Annotated in this window: 19 protein-coding genes; 12 read left to right on the plus strand and 7 right to left on the minus strand. The window is 72.6% G+C overall.

The genetic code is table 11. The annotated features are described in order from the left end of the window. The first annotated feature begins 14 nt into the window (after positions 1-14). Genes Dvina_RS12825 through Dvina_RS12865 form a run of 9 tightly spaced genes read left to right on the plus strand, consistent with a single transcriptional unit; the run spans position 15 to position 11,268 of the window. A complete protein-coding gene (locus Dvina_RS12825) occupies positions 15-725 on the plus strand; it encodes an ABC transporter ATP-binding protein (RefSeq protein WP_223102702.1) in 711 nt (236 codons plus the stop codon). Positions 726-727: 2 nt separating this feature from the next. Further along, the gene (locus Dvina_RS12830) at positions 728-3,580 is read left to right on the plus strand and encodes a branched-chain amino acid ABC transporter permease/ATP-binding protein (RefSeq protein ID WP_223102703.1); all 2,853 of its coding nucleotides are present in this window, start codon (positions 728-730) and stop codon (positions 3,578-3,580) included. A 47-nt stretch (positions 3,581-3,627) separates the two neighbouring features. Continuing rightward, complete coding sequence (locus tag Dvina_RS12835; protein WP_223102704.1) at positions 3,628-4,845, plus strand: acyl-CoA dehydrogenase family protein; 1,218 nt, start codon at positions 3,628-3,630, stop codon at positions 4,843-4,845. 2 nt (positions 4,846-4,847) lie between these two features. Next, positions 4,848-6,014: an acyl-CoA dehydrogenase family protein gene (locus Dvina_RS12840; RefSeq protein WP_223102705.1), complete on the plus strand. Its 1,167-nt coding sequence runs from the start codon at positions 4,848-4,850 to the stop codon at positions 6,012-6,014. Continuing rightward, positions 6,011-6,286, plus strand: a complete 276-nt coding sequence (locus Dvina_RS12845) for a hypothetical protein (RefSeq protein WP_223102706.1) — start codon at positions 6,011-6,013, stop codon at positions 6,284-6,286. The genes Dvina_RS12840 and Dvina_RS12845 overlap by 4 nt, the downstream gene beginning before the upstream one ends. A gap of 11 nt (positions 6,287-6,297) precedes the next feature. Continuing rightward, complete coding sequence (locus tag Dvina_RS12850; RefSeq protein ID WP_223102707.1) at positions 6,298-7,854, plus strand: class I adenylate-forming enzyme family protein; 1,557 nt, start codon at positions 6,298-6,300, stop codon at positions 7,852-7,854. Beyond that, the gene (locus Dvina_RS12855) at positions 7,854-9,287 is read left to right on the plus strand and encodes a 4-hydroxyphenylacetate 3-hydroxylase N-terminal domain-containing protein (protein ID WP_223102708.1); all 1,434 of its coding nucleotides are present in this window, start codon (positions 7,854-7,856) and stop codon (positions 9,285-9,287) included. Before Dvina_RS12850 ends, Dvina_RS12855 begins: the two co-directional genes overlap by 1 nt. Further along, on the plus strand, positions 9,284-10,147 hold the full coding sequence (locus Dvina_RS12860; protein WP_223102709.1) for an enoyl-CoA hydratase/isomerase family protein: 864 nt from the start codon (positions 9,284-9,286) through the stop codon (positions 10,145-10,147). Before Dvina_RS12855 ends, Dvina_RS12860 begins: the two co-directional genes overlap by 4 nt. After that, positions 10,144-11,268 (plus strand): alpha/beta hydrolase family protein, encoded by a 1,125-nt coding sequence (locus Dvina_RS12865; RefSeq protein ID WP_223102710.1) that lies wholly within the window; start codon positions 10,144-10,146, stop codon positions 11,266-11,268. The genes Dvina_RS12860 and Dvina_RS12865 overlap by 4 nt, the downstream gene beginning before the upstream one ends. On the opposite strand, the gene Dvina_RS12870 is transcribed toward Dvina_RS12865, so the two are convergent. From Dvina_RS12870 to Dvina_RS12880, 3 genes are read right to left on the minus strand one after another with little or no spacing between them, the layout of a single operon-like run. After that, complete coding sequence (locus Dvina_RS12870; protein ID WP_223102711.1) at positions 11,265-11,921, minus strand: GntR family transcriptional regulator; 657 nt, start codon at positions 11,919-11,921, stop codon at positions 11,265-11,267. The two genes, Dvina_RS12865 and Dvina_RS12870, sit on opposite strands and share 4 nt — an antisense overlap. 3 nt (positions 11,922-11,924) lie before the next feature. After that, the gene (locus Dvina_RS12875) at positions 11,925-12,653 is read right to left on the minus strand and encodes a M23 family metallopeptidase (RefSeq protein WP_223102712.1); all 729 of its coding nucleotides are present in this window, start codon (positions 12,651-12,653) and stop codon (positions 11,925-11,927) included. Between the two features lie 20 nt (positions 12,654-12,673). After that, on the minus strand, positions 12,674-13,417 hold the full coding sequence (locus tag Dvina_RS12880) for a helix-turn-helix domain-containing protein (RefSeq protein ID WP_223102713.1): 744 nt from the start codon (positions 13,415-13,417) through the stop codon (positions 12,674-12,676). A gap of 195 nt (positions 13,418-13,612) precedes the next feature. Here Dvina_RS12880 and Dvina_RS12885 point away from each other — a divergent pair, with 195 nt between their 5' ends. Then, positions 13,613-15,031: an SDR family oxidoreductase gene (locus Dvina_RS12885; RefSeq protein ID WP_223102714.1), complete on the plus strand. Its 1,419-nt coding sequence runs from the start codon at positions 13,613-13,615 to the stop codon at positions 15,029-15,031. Between the two features lie 31 nt (positions 15,032-15,062). On the opposite strand, the gene Dvina_RS12890 is transcribed toward Dvina_RS12885, so the two are convergent. Further along, positions 15,063-15,764 carry a bifunctional nuclease domain-containing protein gene (locus Dvina_RS12890; protein ID WP_223102715.1) on the minus strand — a complete coding sequence of 234 codons (702 nt, stop codon included), beginning with the start codon at positions 15,762-15,764 and terminating at the stop codon, positions 15,063-15,065. Between the two features lie 94 nt (positions 15,765-15,858). Next, positions 15,859-16,530 carry a sporulation protein gene (locus Dvina_RS12895; RefSeq protein ID WP_223102716.1) on the minus strand — a complete coding sequence of 224 codons (672 nt, stop codon included), beginning with the start codon at positions 16,528-16,530 and terminating at the stop codon, positions 15,859-15,861. 39 nt (positions 16,531-16,569) lie between these two features. Between Dvina_RS12895 and Dvina_RS12900 the strand changes: the two genes are divergently transcribed. Beyond that, the gene (locus Dvina_RS12900; RefSeq protein ID WP_223102717.1) at positions 16,570-16,974 is read left to right on the plus strand and encodes a MerR family transcriptional regulator; all 405 of its coding nucleotides are present in this window, start codon (positions 16,570-16,572) and stop codon (positions 16,972-16,974) included. A 3-nt stretch (positions 16,975-16,977) separates the two neighbouring features. On the opposite strand, the gene Dvina_RS12905 is transcribed toward Dvina_RS12900, so the two are convergent. After that, on the minus strand, positions 16,978-17,628 hold the full coding sequence (locus Dvina_RS12905; protein WP_223102718.1) for an FMN-dependent NADH-azoreductase: 651 nt from the start codon (positions 17,626-17,628) through the stop codon (positions 16,978-16,980). Positions 17,629-17,733: 105 nt separating this feature from the next. Between Dvina_RS12905 and Dvina_RS12910 the strand changes: the two genes are divergently transcribed. Further along, a complete protein-coding gene (locus tag Dvina_RS12910; RefSeq protein ID WP_223102719.1) occupies positions 17,734-18,276 on the plus strand; it encodes a MarR family winged helix-turn-helix transcriptional regulator in 543 nt (180 codons plus the stop codon). Positions 18,277-18,359: 83 nt separating this feature from the next. On the opposite strand, the gene Dvina_RS12915 is transcribed toward Dvina_RS12910, so the two are convergent. After that, complete coding sequence (locus Dvina_RS12915) at positions 18,360-19,463, minus strand: acetate/propionate family kinase (protein WP_223102720.1); 1,104 nt, start codon at positions 19,461-19,463, stop codon at positions 18,360-18,362. Positions 19,464-19,480: the final 17 nt, after the last annotated feature.

Below are 19,480 nucleotides of genomic sequence, written 5' to 3' on the forward strand. Positions count from 1 at the left end.
TGACGGCGGCGGCAGTGGCGTCCGATGACGCACCGGTCCTCGAGCTGCGCGGACTCAGCGCCGGCTACGACGACCTGGCGGTGGTGCGCGACATCGACCTGCACGTGATGCGCGGCGAGATCGTCGCGCTCCTCGGGGCCAACGGGACGGGCAAGTCGACGACGATCCTGACCGCGGCCGGCGAGCTGCCGCCGATCGGGGGCGAGGTCCGGTGGCGCGGCGCGGTCACGACCGCCCCGCTGCACGTCCGGGCGCGCCTGGGCATGAGCTTCGTGCCCGAGGAGCGCTCGGTGCTGATGGGCATGTCGGTGCGCGACAACCTGCTGCTCGGGCCGGGGCGCATTGAGCGGGCGCTGGAGCTCTTCCCGGAGCTGCGGGCGCTGCTGGCGACCCGGGCCGGGCTGCTGTCCGGCGGCGAGCAGCAGATGTTGTCGCTGGCCCGGGCCCTGGCCGCCGAGCCGGTCGCGCTGCTGCTCGACGAGCTCTCCCTCGGCCTGGCGCCGCTCGTGGTCGACCGCCTGTTCGCCGCGCTGCGGCACGCGGCCGACCGGGACGGCGTGGCCGTCCTGCTCGTCGAGCAGCAGGCCCGCCGGGCCCTGGCGGTCGCCGACCGCTGGTACCTCCTGCGGCGCGGCGCGGTCGCGGCGTCCGGGAACGCCGCCGACGGCATCGCGGCCGTCGAGTCCCTGTATCTCGGTGACGCCACCGAAGCCGGAGCGCAGTGATCATGGAAGTCGTCCAGTTCATCCTGCTCGGCCTGGGTATCGGCGCCATCTACAGCCTCCTGGGCCAGGGCCTGGTGCTGATCTACCGGGGCTCCGGGATCGTCAACTTCGCCCAGGGCTCGCTGGTGATGGTCGGCGGCTACGCCTACTACGAGTTCCGGGTGGCGGCCGGCTGGCCCGCGCTCCCGGCCGTCGTCTGCGCGACGGCGGTCGGGGTCCTGCTCGGGGTGGCCGTGCAGCACCTGATCCTGCGGCCGATGCGCACCTCGTCCCCGATCGAGCGGGTCATCGCGACCCTCGGCGTGCTGCTCACCCTCCAGGCCGCGGCCGTCCTGCGCTACGGCGTCGGCCCGATAAGCGTGCCGTCGTTCCTGCCCACCGACGCCGTGGAGGTGCTGCCCGGCACGACCCTCGGCGTCGACCGGCTCATCATCCTGCTCATCGGGGTCCTGCTCACCGCCGCGCTGTACGCGGTCTTCCGCTGGACGTCGTTCGGGCGGGTGGCCAGCGCCATGGCCGAGAACCAGCGCGCGGTCGCCAGCCTCGGCCACTCGCCGGACCGGATCGCCACCGCCAACTGGGCGCTCGCGGCCGGGATCGCGGCCCTGGCCGGCGCGCTCATCGGCCCCATCACCTACCTGCAGCCCACGCAGCTCACCCTGCTGATCGTGCCGGCGCTCGCGGCGGCGCTGCTCGCCCGGTTCGTGTCGTTCCCGATCGCCTTCGCCGGCGCGCTCGCCATCGGCGTCGTGCAGTCCCTGATCACCCGCTACGTCACGGTGACCGGCTGGGGCGACAGCGTGCCCTTCATCGTCATCATCGCCTATCTGGTCCTGCGGGGAAGCTCGCTCCCGCTGCGCAGCCACGTGCTGGAGCGGCTCCCGAGCGTCGGCGACGGCCGCATCCGGGTCGTCCCCACCGTCGTCATCGTCGGGGTGTTCGCGTTCCTGATCGCGTTCGTCGTGTCGCCGGTGTGGGCGCAGGCGCTGACGGTCACGATGGCGTTCGCGATCCTCACGCTGTCGGTCACCGTGGTCACCGGATACGCCGGCCAGCTGTCCCTGGCCCAGTACGTGCTCGCCGGCGCGGGCGCGTTCGCCGCGGCGACGTTCGTCCACCGCGCCGGCTGGGGCTTCCTGCCCGCGCTCATCGGCGCGATGCTGGCCGCGGCGCTCGTCGGCGTGCTCGTCGCGCTGCCGGCGCTGCGGACCCGGGGCATCAACCTGGCCATCGCCACGCTCGGCATGGGCATCGTGCTGTTCAGCCTGGTGCTCAGCGACTTCGCGCTCACCGGGGGCGACGTCGGCATCCCGATCGGCGAGCCCTCGATCCTCGGCTGGGACTTCGGCGCGATCCGGCACCCGTACAACTACGGGCTCGTGGCCCTGGCCGCGCTGACCCTCAGCGCGCTCGCCGTGGCCAACCTGCGCCGCGGCCGGGTCGGGCGGCGCCTGCTCGCGGTGCGCTCCAACGAGCGCGCGGCGGCCGCCCTCGGCGTCAACGTGCTCGTCGGCAAGCTCTACGCGTTCGCCCTGGCCTCCGCGCTCGCCGCCGTCGCCGGGGTGCTGCTGGCCTTCCAGGGCGTCGCCGTGCTCCCGGCCCAGTTCGACGTGCTCACCTCGATCACCGTCATCGGCATGGCGGTCGTCGGCGGCATCGGCACCATCGGCGGCGCGCTGCTCGCCTCGACGCTGCTGCCCGGCGGCGTCGGCACGCAGATCCTGCACGGGGTCGACAACCTGGAGAGCTACCTGCCGCTGGTCAGCGGGCTGTTCCTGCTCTACGTCCTGCGCAGCGGCCGCAACGGGCTCTACGAGATGAACGCCCACCTCGTGCGCCGCCTCGGCCGCCTGCTGCGGGTGCCCGCGCTGCCGTCCCGCCCGCCGTCCGCCCGGGCCGCCGCGCCGGAGCCGGCCGGGGCGGCGGAGCACGAGCGCCGCCCGTCGCGCCGCCTGCACGTGGCCGACCTGCGGGTGCAGTTCGGCGGCGTGGTCGCCGTCGACGGCGTGACACTGGACCTGGTGCCGGGCGAGGTGCACGGCCTGATCGGCCCCAACGGCGCCGGCAAGACCACTGTCATCGACGCGCTCACCGGGTTCGTCCGGCCCACCCGCGGCACCATCAAGCTCGACGACCAGCCCATCGGTCAGTGGAGCGCGCGGCGCCGGGCCCGGGCTGGGGTGGCCCGCTCCTTCCAGTCCCTCGAGCTCTTCGCCGACCTGTCCGTCCGGGAGAACCTCGCTGTCGCGTGCGACGACGACGGCGCCCGCCGTTACGTGAGCGACCTCGTGGCGCCCGGCCGCATCCAGCTCACCGCGCCCGCCCTGGCCGCGATCCGGGAGTTCCGGCTCACCGACGACCTCGACCGCAAGCCCGGCGCGCTCGCGTTCGGCAAGCGCCGCCTGGTCGCCATCGCCCGCGCGGTCGCGGCCGACCCGCGCGTGCTGCTCCTGGACGAGCCGGCCGCCGGGCTCAGCGACGAGGAGGCCCGCGAGCTCGGCGCGCTCATCCGCACCCTGGCCCGGGACTGGGACATGAGCATCCTGCTCGTCGAGCACAACGTCGACCTGGTGCTCAGCACCTGTGACCGGGTCACCGTGCTCGAGGCCGGGGCCGTGCTGGCCCGCGGGACACCGCAGGAGGTCGCCCGCGATCCGCGCGTGGTGGCCGCCTACCTCGGCCGCGAGACGGACGAGGCCACCCCGACGGGCGAGGCCACCCCGACGGGCGAGGCCACCCCGACGGGCGAGGCCACCCCGACGGGCGAGGCCACCCCGACGGGCGAGGCCAACCCGGCGGACGAGGCCCGCGAGGCCGACGAGTCCGACGACTCCGCCGAAGGCGCACGCGTGTGAACGGCCTCCCCACCCCCCGAACCGAGCCCGATCCGCAGGAGGTTGCGATGAGCACGCCAACGACGCACGAGTCGGTGGCCGCGGAGGCGCACGCGTTCTTCGCGGCCCGGGCGCCGAAGCGCGAGCGGCGCGGCATGCTGCACGGCGTCGGCGACGACGACGTGGTGGGCGTCGGGCTCACCCAGCCGGAGGACGAGGCGGCCGAGGTCGCCGAGGCCCAGCGGTGGCAGCGGGAGCTCTTCGACGCCGGGCTGGCCTGGCTCGACGGCCCACCGGCCCTCGGCGGGCGCGGCCTCGGCCCCGACTACGTCGAGCTGGTCGCCGGCATCGCGGCCGAGTACGAGCTGCCGTCCACGGGCACCTACATGGTGAGCCACGGGATCGTGGCGCCGACCATCCTCGCCCACGGCACCGAGGAGCAGCAACGGGCCTTCCTGCCCGGGATCTGGCGCGGGGACCTGATCTGCTGCCAGCTGTTCTCCGAGCCGGAGGCCGGCTCGGACCTGGCCAGCCTGCGCACCACCGCGGTCCGCGACGGCGACGACTGGATCGTCACCGGCCAGAAGGTCTGGTCGTCCTTCGCGCACGTGGCGAAGCTCGGCGAGCTCCTGGTGCGCACCGGGCCGCCGGAGAGCCGCCACCGCGGCCTGAGCATGTTTCTCATCGACATGGACTTGCCGGGCATCGACGTGCGGCCACTGCGCCAGGTCACCGGCTCCGAGCACTTCAACGAGGTGTTCCTCGACGGCGTGCGGGTGCCCGACGCGCGGCGGCTCGGCCCGGTCGACGGCGGCTGGAACATCGCCATGACCACCGTCGGCAGCGAGCGCTCAGTGCTCGGCCGGGCCCACAACGGCATCATGATCGAGCCGGTCATCCGGCTGTTCGCGCTGGCCCGCTCGACCGGGGCCATCGAGGACCCGGCCATCCAGGACCTCCTGGCCGAGTGCTGGGCCCGCGAGCAGGTGCTGCACGAGACGGCCACCCGGCTGCGCGACGCCGGCGGCCCCGCCCCCGGCTCCGTGGTCAAGCTCATGACGACGTCCGACATGGAGTACTACTCCGACGTCGCCGCCCGGCTCCTGGGCTACCGGATGGTCGCCGACACCGGCGCCTGGGGCACGTACTCCTGGTCGCAGCTGCTGCTCAGCGCGCCCTCGCACCGCATCGCCGGTGGCAGCGACGAGATCCAACGCAACATCCTCGCCGAGCGCGTGCTCGGACTTCCGCGCGAGGAGCGACCCGTGAGCGAGAAGAGCGCCTAGGTATGGACGAGATCGAACAGCTGCGCCGGGTGGTCCGCGACCACCTGGCGCGGGACCCGGGCGCGGCACTGCGCGGCGGACCCCTCGCCCCGGACGCGGCCCGGCGGGTCGACCGGGACCGCTGGCGGCGCCAGGCCGGCGAGCTCGGGCTGCCCGGAGTCCGCATTCCCGAGCAGTACGGCGGCGCCGGCATGGGGCTGGCCGAGGAGGTCGCGGTCCACACCGAGCTGGGCCGGGCCCTCGACGACGGCCCGTTCCTGACCACCTCGCTCGTCGCCGCGGCGCTGACGGCCCTCACCGACGACGAGGCGAACCACGACCGGCTGGCCCGGATCGCGTCCGGTGACCTGATCGCCGTGCCGGTGCTGCCCATCGAGGAGACGTTCCCGCTGCAGTACCCGCACGCCAAGGCCGGCCCGGACGGCGACTTCGAGGTGACCGGCGAGCTGCCCTGCGTGGTCGACGCCACCGTGGCCGACGCGATGCTCGTGCTCGCCGACTACCGGGGCTTCCACGCCTTCTTCTGGGTCGAGACGAGTGATCCCGGCGTCGAGGTCGACGCGTTGAAGACGCTCGACCTGACCCGGCGGATGGGCGCGGTGCGCCTCAACGGTGCCCGGGCCCGGCTGCTGGCCGAGCAGGACCGGGCGAGAGCCGGGGTGGCCGCCATCCGGCAGGGCGCGATCCTCGGGATGGCCGCCGAGTCGGTCGGTGCCGCCGAGCGGGCGCTGGAGATGGCCGTCGAGTACGTCAAGGTGCGCACCCAGTTCGGCCGGCCCATCGGCTCGTTCCAGGCGGTCAAGCACAAGTGCGCGGACCTGCTGGTCTCCCTCGAACGGGCCCGCTCGGCGCTGTCGGTCGCGGTGCGCTCGGTGCAGCACAACGACGCCGTCGGCCGGCGGCCCGAGTCCCTCGCGGGGCTGGCCGTGGCCCGGATGTACTGCGGGCGGGCCGGTGCCGAGATCACCCGCGAGGCGATCCACCTGCACGGCGGCATCGGGTTCACGTGGGAGCACCCGGCCCACCTGTACTACCGGCGGGCCGTGTCCAACCGGCAGCTGCTCGACTCCACCGGCCAGCAGCCGCGGCTGCTGACCGCGTCGGTGCTCGCGGCGCACGGCGAGGACACGCAGCTGGCCTCGTTCTACGCCGGGAAGGTGGGGCGATGATCCTGCGCGTCGAGCACGGCGGGGTCACGCTCGACGACCTCGACGACCTCAAGCGGCTCAGCGCCCACGTCGAAGACGACGGCGCGCTCGGCGAGTGGGGGCGCCGCGAAGCCGGCCACGTGGTGCTCACCACGCATCAGCTGCTGCGGCTGGCCGGTGCGCGAGCGGGCGATTCGCAGTGGCGGAGCCGGTTCGACGGCATGGTGGATTATGCGCGCCGGCACGGCTGGATCGACGGCGACGAGGTCCGCATGCACATCGTCGGCGAATAGGAGTACCCCCGATGCAGCTTTCGGGTCTTGGACCTGGTGACTGGGTCACGTTGCATGCGCGCTTCACGCCGCAGGCCGACTTCCTGCTGGCCGCGGACGGGAGGGTCCGCACCTACGCCGAGGGGGAGGCGCGGATCACCCGGCTCGCCCGGTCCCTGCAGCGGATCGGCATCGGCCGCGGCGACCGGGTGGCGCTGCTGGGCGTCGACTCGCCCGAATACTGCGAGGTGCTCCTCGCGTGCATGAAGCTCGGCGCGACATACGTGGCGCTCAACTTCCGGCTGTCCCCGGCCGAGATCCGCACGGTGATGGCGGCCAGTGGGGCGGAGGTCATCTTCCACAGTGAGCGCTACCGGGAGATCGTCGAGTCGCTGGCGCTGCGGGCCGCCGTCGAGTTCGAGTCCGGCTACGAGGAGTTCCTCGCGAGCGGACCGGACGGCGGCGAGCTGCCGTCGGTGAGCCACGACGACGACATCCTCAGCATCTCCTTCACCAGCGGCACCACCGGCACCCCGAAGGGCGTCCTGCAGTCCCAGCGCATGATCAAGGCGATCATTCAGTCCGGAGTCCTCGAGCTCGGCCTGCGCCCGGGCGACCTGATCTACGCCGGCGCGCCGCTGTTCCACGCCGCCGGGTTCGGCCACGTGCTCTACGGCCTGGCCCGCGGCGGCGCCTCCATGATCATGCCGCAGTGGGACGCCGACCTGGCGCTGGCCTGGCTCGGCTCCGGGCGGGTGCGGCACACGACGCTCGTCCCCAGCATGATCATCCAGCTGCTGGAGCACCCGAAGCTCGCCGAGGCGGACTTCTCCGGGCTGCGCTCCATCATGTACGGCGGCGCACCCATGCCGACCTCCGTCGTCCGCCGGATGGTCGAGGTCTTCGGCTGCGACCTGCACAACGGGTTCGGCGCCGGCACCGAGGCGGGCGGGCAGCTCGTCCTGCGCCCGGAGGACCACCGGCGGGCCCTGGCCGGCGAGGAGTGGCTGCTCGGCACCATCGGCCGGCCCGCGTTCGGCTGCGACGTGCGGCTGCTCGACCCGCTCGGCGCGGAGGTGCCCGACGGGCAGATCGGCGTGATCGCCAGCCGCGGCGACACCGTGATGAGCGGCTACCTGGACCGGCCCGACCTCACCGCCGCGGCCGTCCGCGACGGCTGGTTCGTCGCCGGTGACCTGGCCTGGAAGGACCCCGAGGGCTTCCTGCACCTGGCCGGCCGGGCCGACGAGATGATCATCCGGGGCGGCGAGAACGTGTATCCGGTCGAGATCGAGGACGTGGTCGGCGGGCACCCCGCGGTGGCCGAGATCGCCGTCGTCGGCGAGCCGGACCCGCTCTGGGGCCAGGTGGTGACCGCCATCGTGGCGCTGCGCGACGGCCACGCCGCCCCGTCGGCGGCCGACGTGAAGGAGCACTGCCGCGGCCGGCTGGCCAGCTACAAGGTGCCGCAGCGGATCGTCGTCGTCGAGTCCTTCCCCCGCAACCCGGCCGGCAAGATCGACAAGCTCCGGCTGCGCGAACTGCTGGCCTGCGACCCATCAGCTGTGCAAGAAGAGGAGCCGTCCTGATGCTCACCGGCGATCAGTACTTCGAGTCCCTGCGCGACGGCCGGCGCATCTTCGTCAACGGCCACTCGGTGCCCGACGTGACGGCCGAGCCGCTGCTGCGGGGCCCCGCCCTCGCCGCGAAGCTGGGCTACGACAAGCACTACCGGCCCGGCGAAGACGTCCACGGCCCGTACTTCTTCATCCCGCAATCCGTCGAGGAGCTGCGCGAGATCCAGCAGCAGCAGCTGCACTGGGACTTCCCGACCATCTCGACGGCCAACGGCCTGCTCATGGTGCTGACCGCGGCCAGCCGGATGCGGGCCCAGCAGCCGCAGTACGCCGAGCGGGCCCTCGCCTACTTCGAGGAGAGCAAGCGCCGCGACATCCGCATCGTGCAGTGCATCACCGACTCCAAGGGCAACCGGGCGCTGCCGCCGGGCAAGCAGGACGACCCGGACCTGTACGTCCGCATCGTCGACCGCCGCCGCGACGGCGTCGTCATCCGCGGCGCGAAGCTGCACATCTCCTCGGCCGCCGTCGCCCACGACCTCATGGTCATGCCGACCAAGCGGATGAAGCCCGGCGAGGAGGACTGGAGCATCGCCGCCGCGGTGCCGGTCAACTCGCCGGGCGTGCGGGTCATCAACGCCTCCTTCGCCCCGCGGCCCGACCTGGACCCGGACTTCTACCCCTACAGCTCCCGGCACGTGATGACCGAGGGCCTCGTCGTGTTCGACGACGTCTTCGTGCCCAACGAGCGCGTGTTCCTGGCCGGCGAGCTCGAGCACTCGGCGACCTTCGTGCACTCCCTCGGCCTGTGGGAGCGCCTCGGCAGCGTCGGCAGCTACGTGCGCCTGGCCGACACCCTGGTGGGCCTGGCCCAGCTCATCTCCGAGGCCAACGGCCTGACCCGGATCGGCCACATCAAGGACAAGATCGCGGAGATGATCATCTACGCGACGCTCATCCGGGCCGGCTTCGAGGCCGCGATGACCCACGCCACCTTCACGCCGGAGGGCTGGGCGTCGCCCGACGAGCTGTTCACCAACGCCGCGAAGTACCACGCGGCCGCCCAGTTCAGCACCATGGTGCGCAACCTGCACGACATCGCCGGCGGCTCGATCCTGACCGCGCCGTCCCTGCGCGACCTGAGCAACCCGGAGACGTCGGCCGACCTGCGCAAGTACATGCGCACCATGGACGGCGTCGAGGCCGACTACCGGATGCGGCTGTTCCACACGATCCGCGACTTCACCGCCGACGCCTACGGCGGCTGGAAGCACGTGACGGTGATCCAGGCCGGCGGCGGGCTCTACGCACAGAAGGTGGTCGTCACCAACCACTTCGACATGGACACGGCGAAGGCCCTGGCCCGCGAGACGGCCGGCGTCACCGAGTCCGGCGAGGTGCTCAGCGACCTGCACCGGTTCGGCCCGCACGGGCTCGCGTCGTGAGGTACGAGGAGCACACCTTCGCCTGGGTCGACACGTCCGGTGCGTCGCGGCCCGCGTCGCTTTCGCGCCTGCTGCTCGACGTCGACGACGGCGTCGCCACCCTCACGCTGAACCGGCCCGACCGGCTCAACGCGATCGACGGGCCGACGCGCCACGAGCTCGCCGCCGCCCTGCGCTGGTGCGATGCCGACGACGAGGTCCGCGCGGTCGTGCTCACCGGCGCCGGCCGGGCTTTCTGCGCCGGCTCGGAAATGACCGGGAACGGCTTCGGGGGTACTGCGTCCGGGCGCGCCGACACCGAGTGGATCGCGCCGTATCAGGTCCGCAAGCCGGTGGTCGCCGCCATCCAGGGCGCGGCGGCCGGCCTCGGGCTCACCCTGGCGATGCAGTGCGACGTCCGGTTCGTCGCCTACGACGCCGTGCTCTCGCTGCCCTTCGTCCGCCTCGGCGTCACCGCGGAGCTGATGGGCCACTGGAACCTGGTCCGCCACGTCGGCCTGCAGCGGGCCCAGGAGCTGCTGCTCACGGGCCGCCGCTTCACCGGGGCCGAGGCGGCGATGTGGGGGCTGGCCGTCTCCGCCCTGCCGACGGAGCAGGTGCTCCCGCGCGCCGTCGCCCTGGCCCGCGAGATCGCCGAGCACGCCGCCCCGGTCGCGGTCGCCGCGACCAAGCGCCTCCTCTGGGAGACCGGGGACATGGGCCCGCTCGCCCACGCCCACCGGGAGCGCCTCGTCATGGAGACGCTCCTCGACCGCCCGGACGCCCGCGAGGGCGTGTCGGCGTTCCTGGAGAAGCGCCGCCCCGTGTGGACCGGGCGCCCATCGACCGACCTGCCAGCTGTTGAGGAGGACTCCGCGTGACCACCATCGAGCAAGAGTTCATCGGGGTACCCTCGCCGGCGCTGGGCCGGGCGGGCGCCGGCGGCCACCCGCTGCAGGGCAACTACTACACCCCGGCCGGCCGGCCGCCGCGCACGGCGTTCATCGCCGCGCACTACAACGTCGACTTCTCCGAGCACTACATGGCGACCCGGATGGCCGAGCGCGGCTACGGCTTCCTGGGCTGGAACACCCGGTTCCGCGGGGCCGAGCACCTGTTCACCCTCGACCACGCCCTGGCCGAGATCGGCGTCGGCGTGCAGCTCCTGCGCGACCGGGGCGTCGAGACGGTCGTGCTGCTGGGCAACTCGGGCGGCGGTTCACTGATGGCGGCGTACCACTCCCAGTCCCGGGAGCCGAACATCCGCCCGCCCTACGGCCGCACGAAGGTGTTCGAGCCGGCCCTGCACCTGCCGCCCGGCGACCTGATGGTGTTCCTGGCCGCGCACCCGGGCCGCCCCGAGTGGATCACCAGGACCATGGACCCGTCGGTGCTCGACGAGGCCGACCCGAACTCCGTCGACCCCGACCCGGGCCTGAACATGTACGACCCGCGGCACGGCTCCTCGTTCTCCGACGAGTTCCTGACCCGCTACCGGGCCGCCCAGATCGAGCGCAACCACCGCCTCACCGCGTGGTGCAAGGAGCAGCTGGACGCCGTCCGCGACAAGCCGGCCCGGGACCGCATCTTCACCATGGCCCGCACGTGGGCCGACCCCCGCTACGTCGACGCGGGCATCGACCCGTCCAAGCGCCCGACCCCGCTGTGCTACTTCGGCGACCCGCGGCGGGCCAACTACGGCGTCATGGGCGTGGGCATGGTGAACACCATGCGCACGTGGCTCACCATGTTCAGCCTGACCGAGTCCGACTGCGTCGCGGCGCCGCACCTGGCCCGCATGGACCTGCCGACGCTCGTGATCCAGCCGGACGCGGACAGCGGCGTGTTCCCGAGCGACGCCCAGGGCCTCTACGACGGCGCGGCGACGGCGGACAAGGAGTTCGTGACGCTGCCCGGCGACCACTACTTCGTGGAGCCCGCCGACGCCCGCGACACGGTGGCCGACACCATCGCCGGCTGGCTCTCGGGCCGGGCGTCCTAGTCGCCGTCCTCCTCGTCGCGCAGGGACTGGACGATCGTCGAGCGCGCGGCCAGGATGTGCGCGCGCATGACCGCCTCGGCCCACGCGCCGTCGCGGGCCCGCAGCGCCTGCACCAGCTCGGCGTGCTGACGCACGCTGGTGCGCATCCGCTCGCCGCCGTAGCGCTGAAAGGTCCGGAAGATCAGCGGCGTGTCCATGATGCCGCGGACGATGCCGTCGAGCTGGGTGTGCCGCGACGCCCGCAGGATGGCCCGGTGGAAGTCGCCGTTGAGCACCGTGAGCTCATCGGCGGCGGCCGCTCCCTTGCGGCTGAGCGCGGTCATCCGGGCGGCGATCCGGGCGATGGCGTCGAGCTCGTCATCGGTGATCCGCTCCGCCGCGAGCCGGGCCCCGTAGCTCTCGAGCATGGCCCGGACCTCGTAGTTGTCCTCGAGCTCCTGCTCGGACCAGGCCACCACCCGCGCGCCCCGGTTGGGCGTGAACTCGACGAGCCCTTCCGCGTCCAGCCGGCGCAGCGCCTCGCGGATCGGCGTCCGCGACACCCCGGCCCGGGCCGCCAGCTCCTCCTCGCGCAGCCGCTGCCCGCGCGCGAACTCGCCGGACAGGATCCCGGCCCGGATGGCCTCGTACGCCGTCTCGGCCGCCTTGGCCATCGGCTACTTGTCGACGGTGGCGGCGGACGGGCAGCCGTTCTTCTGCTGCCAGGTCTGCAGCTCGGCGACCGGGGACTTCTCCTTGCCGGCCTTCCACGCGTCGAGGTAGGACCACGGCCAGATCACGCCGCGGCGGGTCCACCAGTCGCCGGTCTTGGCGCAGGCGGGGGAGAGGCCGAAGTGGATGTGGCAGGCGCTCGCGTCGCCGGTGCGGCCGACCTTGGCGACCGGCTGGCCGGCCGCGACCTTGGTGCCGGCCTCGATGCCGTCGTCGATCGTGGCGAAGTGGGACATGTAGTAGCGGGCGCCGTCGTTGCCGAGGATCGACACCGAGAGGCCGCCGCGGGAGGAGCCCTCGTTGGCCTTGGCGGTCCAGGTGTCGACCTTCGTGACCTCCAGGACCGTGCCGTCCACGGGGGAGAGGGCGTTGAGGCCGCAGTTGGCGATGATGTCGCTGGCCGGGTAGTCGTGGTGGTCGTGGGAGTACGAACCCTTGCCCTGCAGCGGGAAGGCGTGCTTCGCGGTCCCGCCGGCGGCCGCGGCCGACTTGGACGACTCGGGGGCCGGCCCGGCGGCGTCGTCGGCGCTCGCCGACGGCTCGGTGCTCTGGACCTGGCGGCCCGCGGACTCCTGGGCGGCCGGGGTCACGGGGGCGGGGTCGCTGCCACAGCCGGCCGTGGCCAGGGTGGACACCAGCGCGATCCCGAGAAGACTCACACGCAGCGCGGACATCGTCAGCCACCATACGCCGCTCAGTAGCGGGCGGCGTAGCTGGTCGGCGGCTCCCCGAACATGTTGGAGAAGTCGCGGGTCAGATGGGCCTGATCGGCGTACCCGAGGTCGGCCGCCAGGACCGCCCAGTCGACGGCCGAACGGCCGGCCATGCGCTCCGTGACCTCGTGGAGGCGGAACCGGCGCAGCACCCACTTGGGGCCGACGCCGACGTGCTCGGCGAAGAGCCGCTGGAGCTGACGCTCGCTGACGTTGTACCGCCCGGTCAGCTGATCCACCCGCTGCAGCTCGCGGGTCGCCACGATGTCGTCGACCCAGCCGGCCACCTCGTCGCCGATGGGGTCGGCGGCGGGAAGCCGCCGGCTCAGGAACTCGTCCAGATCGGCAATGTCGGTTGTGTGGGCCGCGCCGGGAAAGATGGTGTTCGCCGCGACCGAGAGGTCGGTGATCGACTCGACCGGGGCGCCCAGGAAGCGGCGGAACACCCCCGGCCGGAAGGCCACGCCGACGACGGAGCCCCGGCCGGACAGCGCCCGCGTGACCCGCCCCCGGCTCACGCCGCGGACCCAGCGCTCATCGCCGGAGAACGTCAGCTGCACGTTCGGGTACGGCACCATCAGCTGCACGTAGTCCGGCTGGCCGGTCAGATCCCAGCGGGCCCACCAGTACCGCGACACCACGCAGCGCAGCGCCGGGGCCGGCTCCACGAACCCGTGGCTCTGGAACGAGGCCCAGGCCCCGTGCAGTGAGCGTGGGTCGCGCATGCACCGGATGATGCCACGCCACCGAAGGGGGAACACCTCGGCAAATTGTCCGAAATGAGGGATATGTAAGTTCTACTGAACCTGTCACGAGTACGACGCGACTCCACCGCGGCAACGGGGGACGGTGGAGGCCGTGGAGCAGCGGGTCCGGTCGGCAACGGCGCCGACCGGACCCGTTTCTGTACAGTTCCCTCCGTGACCGCGCACGACCCCGCAACCGACGACCGTATCGACCCCGACCGGCTGGCCATCTGCCTCGCCGTCTTCGAGGAGCTGCAGCAGCTGCCGCCCGAGCACCCGGACGTGCAGCGGGTGCGCCGCGCCACCTCGCACCTCTACAAGCACGTCAAGCGGCAGCGGCGCAGCGAGCGCCGGGCCGCCGTCACCGAGGCCGACCGCCAGGTGACAGCGGCCACGGCCACCGGCGCGCCAGGCCGCATCGACGACGAGACGCAGGGCATCCCGCTGGTGTCGCCGACCGCCGGGGCGAGCGCGGGGACGCTGCGGCGGGCCCGGTCCTGCTACACGTGCAAGAACCGGTACGTCGACGTCGACGCGTTCTACCACCAGCTCTGCCCGGACTGCGCGAAGCTCAACCGGGAGCGGCGCGACCAGCGCACGGACCTGACCGGCCGGCGGGCGCTGCTGACCGGCGGCCGGGCCAAGATCGGCATGTACATCGCGCTGCGCCTGCTGCGCGACGGCGCCCACACCACCATCACCACCCGGTTCCCGAACGACGCCGTGCGCCGGTTCGCCTCGATGCCCGACAGCGCCGACTGGCTGCACCGGCTGCGGATCGTCGGCATCGACCTGCGCGACCCCGGGCAGGTCGTGGCCCTGGCCGACGACATGGTGGCGCAGGGGCCCCTCGACATCCTGATCAACAACGCGGCCCAGACGGTGAAGCGGGCCGCCGGCTCCTACGCGCACCTGGTCGCGGCCGAGTCGGCGCCGCTGATGCTCGACGGCCCGATGCCCGCGGTGGTCACCTTTCACAAGGCCGAGGAGAACCTGATCCTGGAGGCGGCCCGTACGCCGTCGCTGATCACGCCCGAGGTGCTCACGGCGATGTCCCTGACCAGCCGCCAGACGGCGATCGACGCCGGCGGCCTCGTGCCCGACCTCGCGCACACCAACAGCTGGGTGCAGACGGTCGAGGAGGTGGACCCGGTCGAGCTGCTGGAGGTCCAGCTGTGCAACGCCACCGCGCCGTTCATCCTGGTCTCGCGCCTGCGCTCGGCGATGAAGCGCTCCACCGCCCGGCGCAAGTACGTCGTGAACGTCTCGGCCATGGAGGGCCAGTTCAGCCGCCGGTACAAGGGCCCCGGCCACCCGCACACCAACATGGCGAAGGCCGCGCTCAACATGCTGACCCGGACCAGCGCCGAGGAGATGCTCACCGACGGCATCCTCATGACGGCCGTCGACACCGGCTGGATCACCGACGAGCGGCCGCACCCGCAGAAGATGCGCCTGCACGAGGAGGGGTTCCACGCGCCGCTGGACCTCTCCGACGGGGCGGCCCGCGTCTACGACCCGATCGTCCGCGGCGAGCGCGGCGAGGACCTGTACGGCTGCTTCCTCAAGGACTACGAACCATCCGCCTGGTGAGCACCGCCTGGTGAGCACCGCGTGGTGATGCCTACCGGAGCTGGTACATGAGCATGAACTTGCCGACCTGGACCTCGTCGCCGTCGTTCAGGTTGGCGCTCTTGACCCGCTCGCCGTTCACGTAGGTCCCGTTGAGGCTGCCCAGGTCGAGCATCGAGTAGCCGAACCCGCCGCTGTTGCGGTGAAACTCGACGTGCTTGCGCGACACGGTGTTGTCGTCGAGCACGATCTGGTTGGCCGAGTCACGGCCGCAGTGCACGACGTCGGCGTCCAGGGCGAACTCGGCCCCGGCCTCGGCGCCCTTGCGGATCAGCAGCGTCGCCCGGCCGGACGGCAGCTTCTCCATGTGCGCGGTCAGGTCGAGCGGCTGGGTCGGTCCCTCGGGCGCCTGGACGGAGGCGGCGTTGAGCAGCTCCTCCGTGGTCAGGATCGGCACGCCCCAGTGCCGGGCCAGGGCGATCGCCTCCAGCGGTGCCGCCGGCACCCGGATGCCCGGCCCCAGGACCAGCTGGAACGGCCCGTGCGCGGCGACCACCTCGATCGCCCGCAGTGGCGCGTTCAGCGCCATCAGCGCGCGCTGGAACAGCTCCGCGCTGATGGGTTCGTCCATGCTGCGCGGACCGCCCTCGACCGGCAGCTGCAGGTGGCGGCCCGTCGGTTCGTCCTTGAGCAGGACTACGGGACGGCTCTGCCAGGTCTGCGCACGCACACCCACCACGACGAGCTCTCGCATGCCCCGCCTCCCGCTCAGTCAACGGCTGTCAACCCCTGTGCGCCTAACGGTACCGTGTCGGGCGATCGTTCCCCTGGGCCGGTCAGGTGGACGTCTATCGTCGGATCTGCCCGATGTGTCGCATCAGGGCGTCGACCTCGGCCGCCCAGTCGACCGTTTCGTCCCGGTTGTAGCGGGTACCCACCGTTTGGTTGACGTGCAGCGCGACGAAATCCGCCCCGGTCGTGAAGCCGACAGCCACCTCGGTGGCGATGTCCTGGTACTGCGGCGCGACCCAGAACTCGAACACTTGCGACACATCCGCCGAATTCAAGCGGAAACCCAGCGTCCTCAGCGCGTCGAGCGCGGCCGCCTCGGCCGGCAGCGGGTGCACGGCCAGGAAGTCCATGTCGCCGGGGTCGTGGGCGAAGGCGACCTGCAGGTCGGTGCGCACGCCGACGGCCAGGCCCGGGACCCGCTCGCCGTAGACGTGCGTGATCGGGGTTTCGAGTGGCACGTGCAGCACCAGCGGGATCTCCCGCGTCGCCCCCGCCTCCAGCCGGAACTCCCCGGCCAGCTCCTGGCGGCCCAGCTCCCGGGCCGCGACGCCGTCGCGGGTCACCAGCGTGAGCACGATCCGCTCGATCTCCACGCCGCGCTCGCCGCCGGTCAGCCGCACGACGCCGCTGATCGACGCATTCGGGAAGCTCTCAGGATTGGCGAGTACGGTGTCGACGGCCGGACCGCCGACGCCCAACGCCGCGCGGCGCAGGCTCCGGAACACCATGGCGGGCACACTAGCACGCGGCACTGTAGGGTTGGGTACGTGTCAAAGCTGCTGCGGATCGGGGAGCTGGCCAATCTTTCCGGCGTGTCGACCCGTACCGTCGACTTCTACACGGGCCTCGGCCTGATCGAGTCGACGGAGCGGACGGCCGGAAACTTCCGGCTCTACGACGCCTCCTGCATCGAGCGTATCGCCGCCATCAAGGCCCTGGAGGCCAACGGGGTCAGCCTGGCCGACATGGCCGAGGCCCTGGAGCGCGGCTCCGGCGTGGCCGACCTGACCGGTCAGCTCAGCCAGGTGCAGGGCGATATCGAGACCCTGCGCGAGGCGGCCACCAACGCGGGCCCGGCCGCGCACCAACTCCTGCTCGCGCTCACGGCGCGGCTGCAGTCGCTGGTGCACACGGCCATCGAGCTGACCCAGAACCTGCCCCCGCTGGGCTGAGCCCTAGCCCACGCTGACGCGCACGAGCTCCGCCACCCGGCGGCCGTGCCCGGCGGCCGTCGCGTGACCGTCCTGCAGCAGCTGCGCGGCCAGCCCGCGCAGCGGCTCCATCGCCGGCGTGACGTCGGCCAGGGTCAGCTCGGCCTCGGCCACGTGGACGTCCAGGTGCAGGACGTCGGCGAGCACCCGCACGATGTACGGGCTGTTGTGGTCCCAGCCGAACTTCGGCGTGCCCTCGCCGTAGCCGCCGCCCCGGCTCATCGCGAGCACGGCCGGCCGCCCGGCCAGGGGCTTGCTCCCGCCGCCGCCGAAGTCCTGGTTGAGCAGGACCAGGTCGATCCAGGTCTTGAAGTGCGCGGGCACGCCCCAGTTGTAGAGCGGGACGGCGAAGACGTAGGCGTCGGCCTCCAGCAGCTCCGCCGAGAGCTGCCGGGTCAGCTCGGCCGCCTCCGGTGCGGCCGGCGCCGACGGGTCGACGGCCGACCGGGCCGCCTTCGCCCAGAGCTCGCTCGGCAGCGGCTCGAGGCCGATGTCGCGGCGGGTGACGGTCGCGCCCGGGTGCTCGCCGAGCCAGGCCTGCTCGGCGGTGTCGGCGAGCGCGCGGCTCACGGACCCGGACGTACGGACGCTCGCGTCGAGACGGAACAGGTGCATCGCTGACCTCCACAGAATGCCGCACGAGGTTGTGCGGCCATGGAGAAAGTCTGCGTCACAGAACATCTGGTGGCAAGAGTGAGTGAGCTGCTTATCATTGCTGTCATGACGCAGGCGGCGAACACCAACGTCGACCACACCGAGCTGCAGGCCGATCTCGGCTGGGCGCTCGGCGTGCTCCTGCGCGGCTACGCGAAGGGCGCCCAGTCGGTCATCGCCGACGTGCCCGGCGGTCCGCGCGGCTATCAGGTCCTGACCTCGGCCGTGGACGGCGCGGCGACCACCCAGCTGGCCCTCGCGAACAAGCTCGGCATCGACCGGACGGTCATGACGTACCTCCTCGACGACCTCGAGAAGGCCGGCCTGATCGAGCGCAAGCCCGACCCGGCCGACCGCCGCGCCCGCCGCATCCTGGCCACCGAGGCCGGCCGCGCGCGCCTCTGCGCCCTGCAGCGCCAGCTGCGCCACATCGAGGACCGGGTGCTCGGCGCCCTCGCCGAGGCCGACCGCGCCCGGTTCCGGGAGATGCTGCAGACGGTCGCCGTCAACATCGACGCCCAGGACCCGCTGCACGACGCCTGCTCGGTGGTCGAACAGGTGGCGGGCGCCGATCCGGCCACCCGCCCCCGCCGCCGCGCTGTCTCCTAGTCCTGCTTCTTCGCCTTCGTGCTGTGGTCCCAGTGTCCTGATCGGACAGTGGGCCGGCCTTCGGCGATCAGGTCGTCCCGCCGTTACAGCACCAGCTCGGCGGTCTGCTCGGCGATCGCGAGCTCCTCGTCGGTCGGCACCACGCACACCGCGACAGCCGTGCCGTCCGGGCTGATGACGCTCGCGTTCGCGCCGTTGCGGGCGGGGTCGACCGCGATGCCCCAGGTTTCCAGGCCGGCCAGGCAGGCCGCCCGGACCGCCGGCGCGTGCTCGCCCACGCCGGCCGTGAAGACGATCGCGTCCAGGCGGCCGAGGACGGCGTGGAAGGCGCCGACGTACTTGCGGATCCGGTGGCAGTAGACGTCGAACGCCAGCGTGGCCGCCTCGTCGCCGGCGGAGCGGCGCTCCAGGATCGCCCGCATGTCGTTGACGCCGCCGAGGCCGAGCAGGCCGGCGTGGCGCTGCAGCGCGTCGTCGACAGCGGCGAAGTCCATCCCGGCCACCCGGTGCAGGTACGCGGGGACGGCCGGGTCCAGGTCGCCCGAGCGGGTACCCATGACCAGGCCCTCCAGGGGCGTCAGCCCCATTGACGTGTCGACGCTCCGGCCGCCCCGCACGGCTGTTGCGCTGGCGCCGTTGCCGAGGTGCAGCACGATGCAGTTGAGGTCCTCGAGGGGCCTGCCCAGCAGCGTGGCGGTGCGGCCGGCGACATAGCCGCACGAGGTGCCGTGAAAGCCGAAGCGCCGGATGTCGTACCGCGCGGCGAGCGCCCGATCGATGGCGTAGGTGGACGCGGCGGGCGGGATCGTCGCGTGGAACGCCGTGTCGAAGACGGCCACGTGCGCCACCGTGGGCAGCTTCGCCCGGGCCGCCTCGATGCCGGTGATGCCGCCGGGGTTGTGCAGGGGCGCCAGCGGCACCAGCTCGCGCAGGGCGGCCAGGACCGCGTCGTCGATGACGGCCGGCGCGTTGAACCGCGACCCGCCGTGCACGATCCGGTGCCCGACCGCCTCGATGGGCACGTCACCCAGGTTGTCGAGCACCTGTTCGAGTGCGGCGGCGTGGTCGGGTACACCTCCCGGCTCTCCGATCTTTTCCACGAGCCCCCGCGTCCCCGCGCCCGGATCGCCGAGATCCACGACACGGAACTTCACCGAGGACGAGCCGCTGTTGAGCACCAGGATCATGCCAGGCAGACTAACGC

This window comes from Dactylosporangium vinaceum (assembly GCF_019904175.1).
Classification (GTDB): Bacteria; Actinomycetota; Actinomycetes; order Mycobacteriales; family Micromonosporaceae; genus Dactylosporangium; species Dactylosporangium vinaceum.

What these genes read in the sequence shown, in the direction of transcription:
- Dvina_RS12875 (WP_223102712.1), bottom strand. Translation starts at nt 12,653, where the DNA reads ATGTCCGCGCTGCGTGTGAGTCTTCTCGGGATCGCGCTGGTGTCCACC.
- Dvina_RS12840 (WP_223102705.1), top strand. Translation starts at nt 4,848, where the DNA reads ATGGACGAGATCGAACAGCTGCGCCGGGTGGTCCGCGACCACCTGGCG.
- Dvina_RS12835 (WP_223102704.1), top strand. Translation starts at nt 3,628, where the DNA reads ATGAGCACGCCAACGACGCACGAGTCGGTGGCCGCGGAGGCGCACGCG.
- Dvina_RS12870 (WP_223102711.1), bottom strand. Translation starts at nt 11,921, where the DNA reads ATGGCCAAGGCGGCCGAGACGGCGTACGAGGCCATCCGGGCCGGGATC.
- Dvina_RS12910 (WP_223102719.1), top strand. Translation starts at nt 17,734, where the DNA reads ATGACGCAGGCGGCGAACACCAACGTCGACCACACCGAGCTGCAGGCC.
- Dvina_RS12895 (WP_223102716.1), bottom strand. Translation starts at nt 16,530, where the DNA reads ATGGTGTTCCGGAGCCTGCGCCGCGCGGCGTTGGGCGTCGGCGGTCCG.
- Dvina_RS12890 (WP_223102715.1), bottom strand. Translation starts at nt 15,764, where the DNA reads ATGCGAGAGCTCGTCGTGGTGGGTGTGCGTGCGCAGACCTGGCAGAGC.
- Dvina_RS12880 (WP_223102713.1), bottom strand. Translation starts at nt 13,417, where the DNA reads ATGCGCGACCCACGCTCACTGCACGGGGCCTGGGCCTCGTTCCAGAGC.
- Dvina_RS12830 (WP_223102703.1), top strand. Translation starts at nt 728, where the DNA reads ATGGAAGTCGTCCAGTTCATCCTGCTCGGCCTGGGTATCGGCGCCATC.
- Dvina_RS12845 (WP_223102706.1), top strand. Translation starts at nt 6,011, where the DNA reads ATGATCCTGCGCGTCGAGCACGGCGGGGTCACGCTCGACGACCTCGAC.
- Dvina_RS12905 (WP_223102718.1), bottom strand. Translation starts at nt 17,628, where the DNA reads ATGCACCTGTTCCGTCTCGACGCGAGCGTCCGTACGTCCGGGTCCGTG.
- Dvina_RS12850 (WP_223102707.1), top strand. Translation starts at nt 6,298, where the DNA reads ATGCAGCTTTCGGGTCTTGGACCTGGTGACTGGGTCACGTTGCATGCG.
- Dvina_RS12855 (WP_223102708.1), top strand. Translation starts at nt 7,854, where the DNA reads ATGCTCACCGGCGATCAGTACTTCGAGTCCCTGCGCGACGGCCGGCGC.
- Dvina_RS12915 (WP_223102720.1), bottom strand. Translation starts at nt 19,463, where the DNA reads ATGATCCTGGTGCTCAACAGCGGCTCGTCCTCGGTGAAGTTCCGTGTC.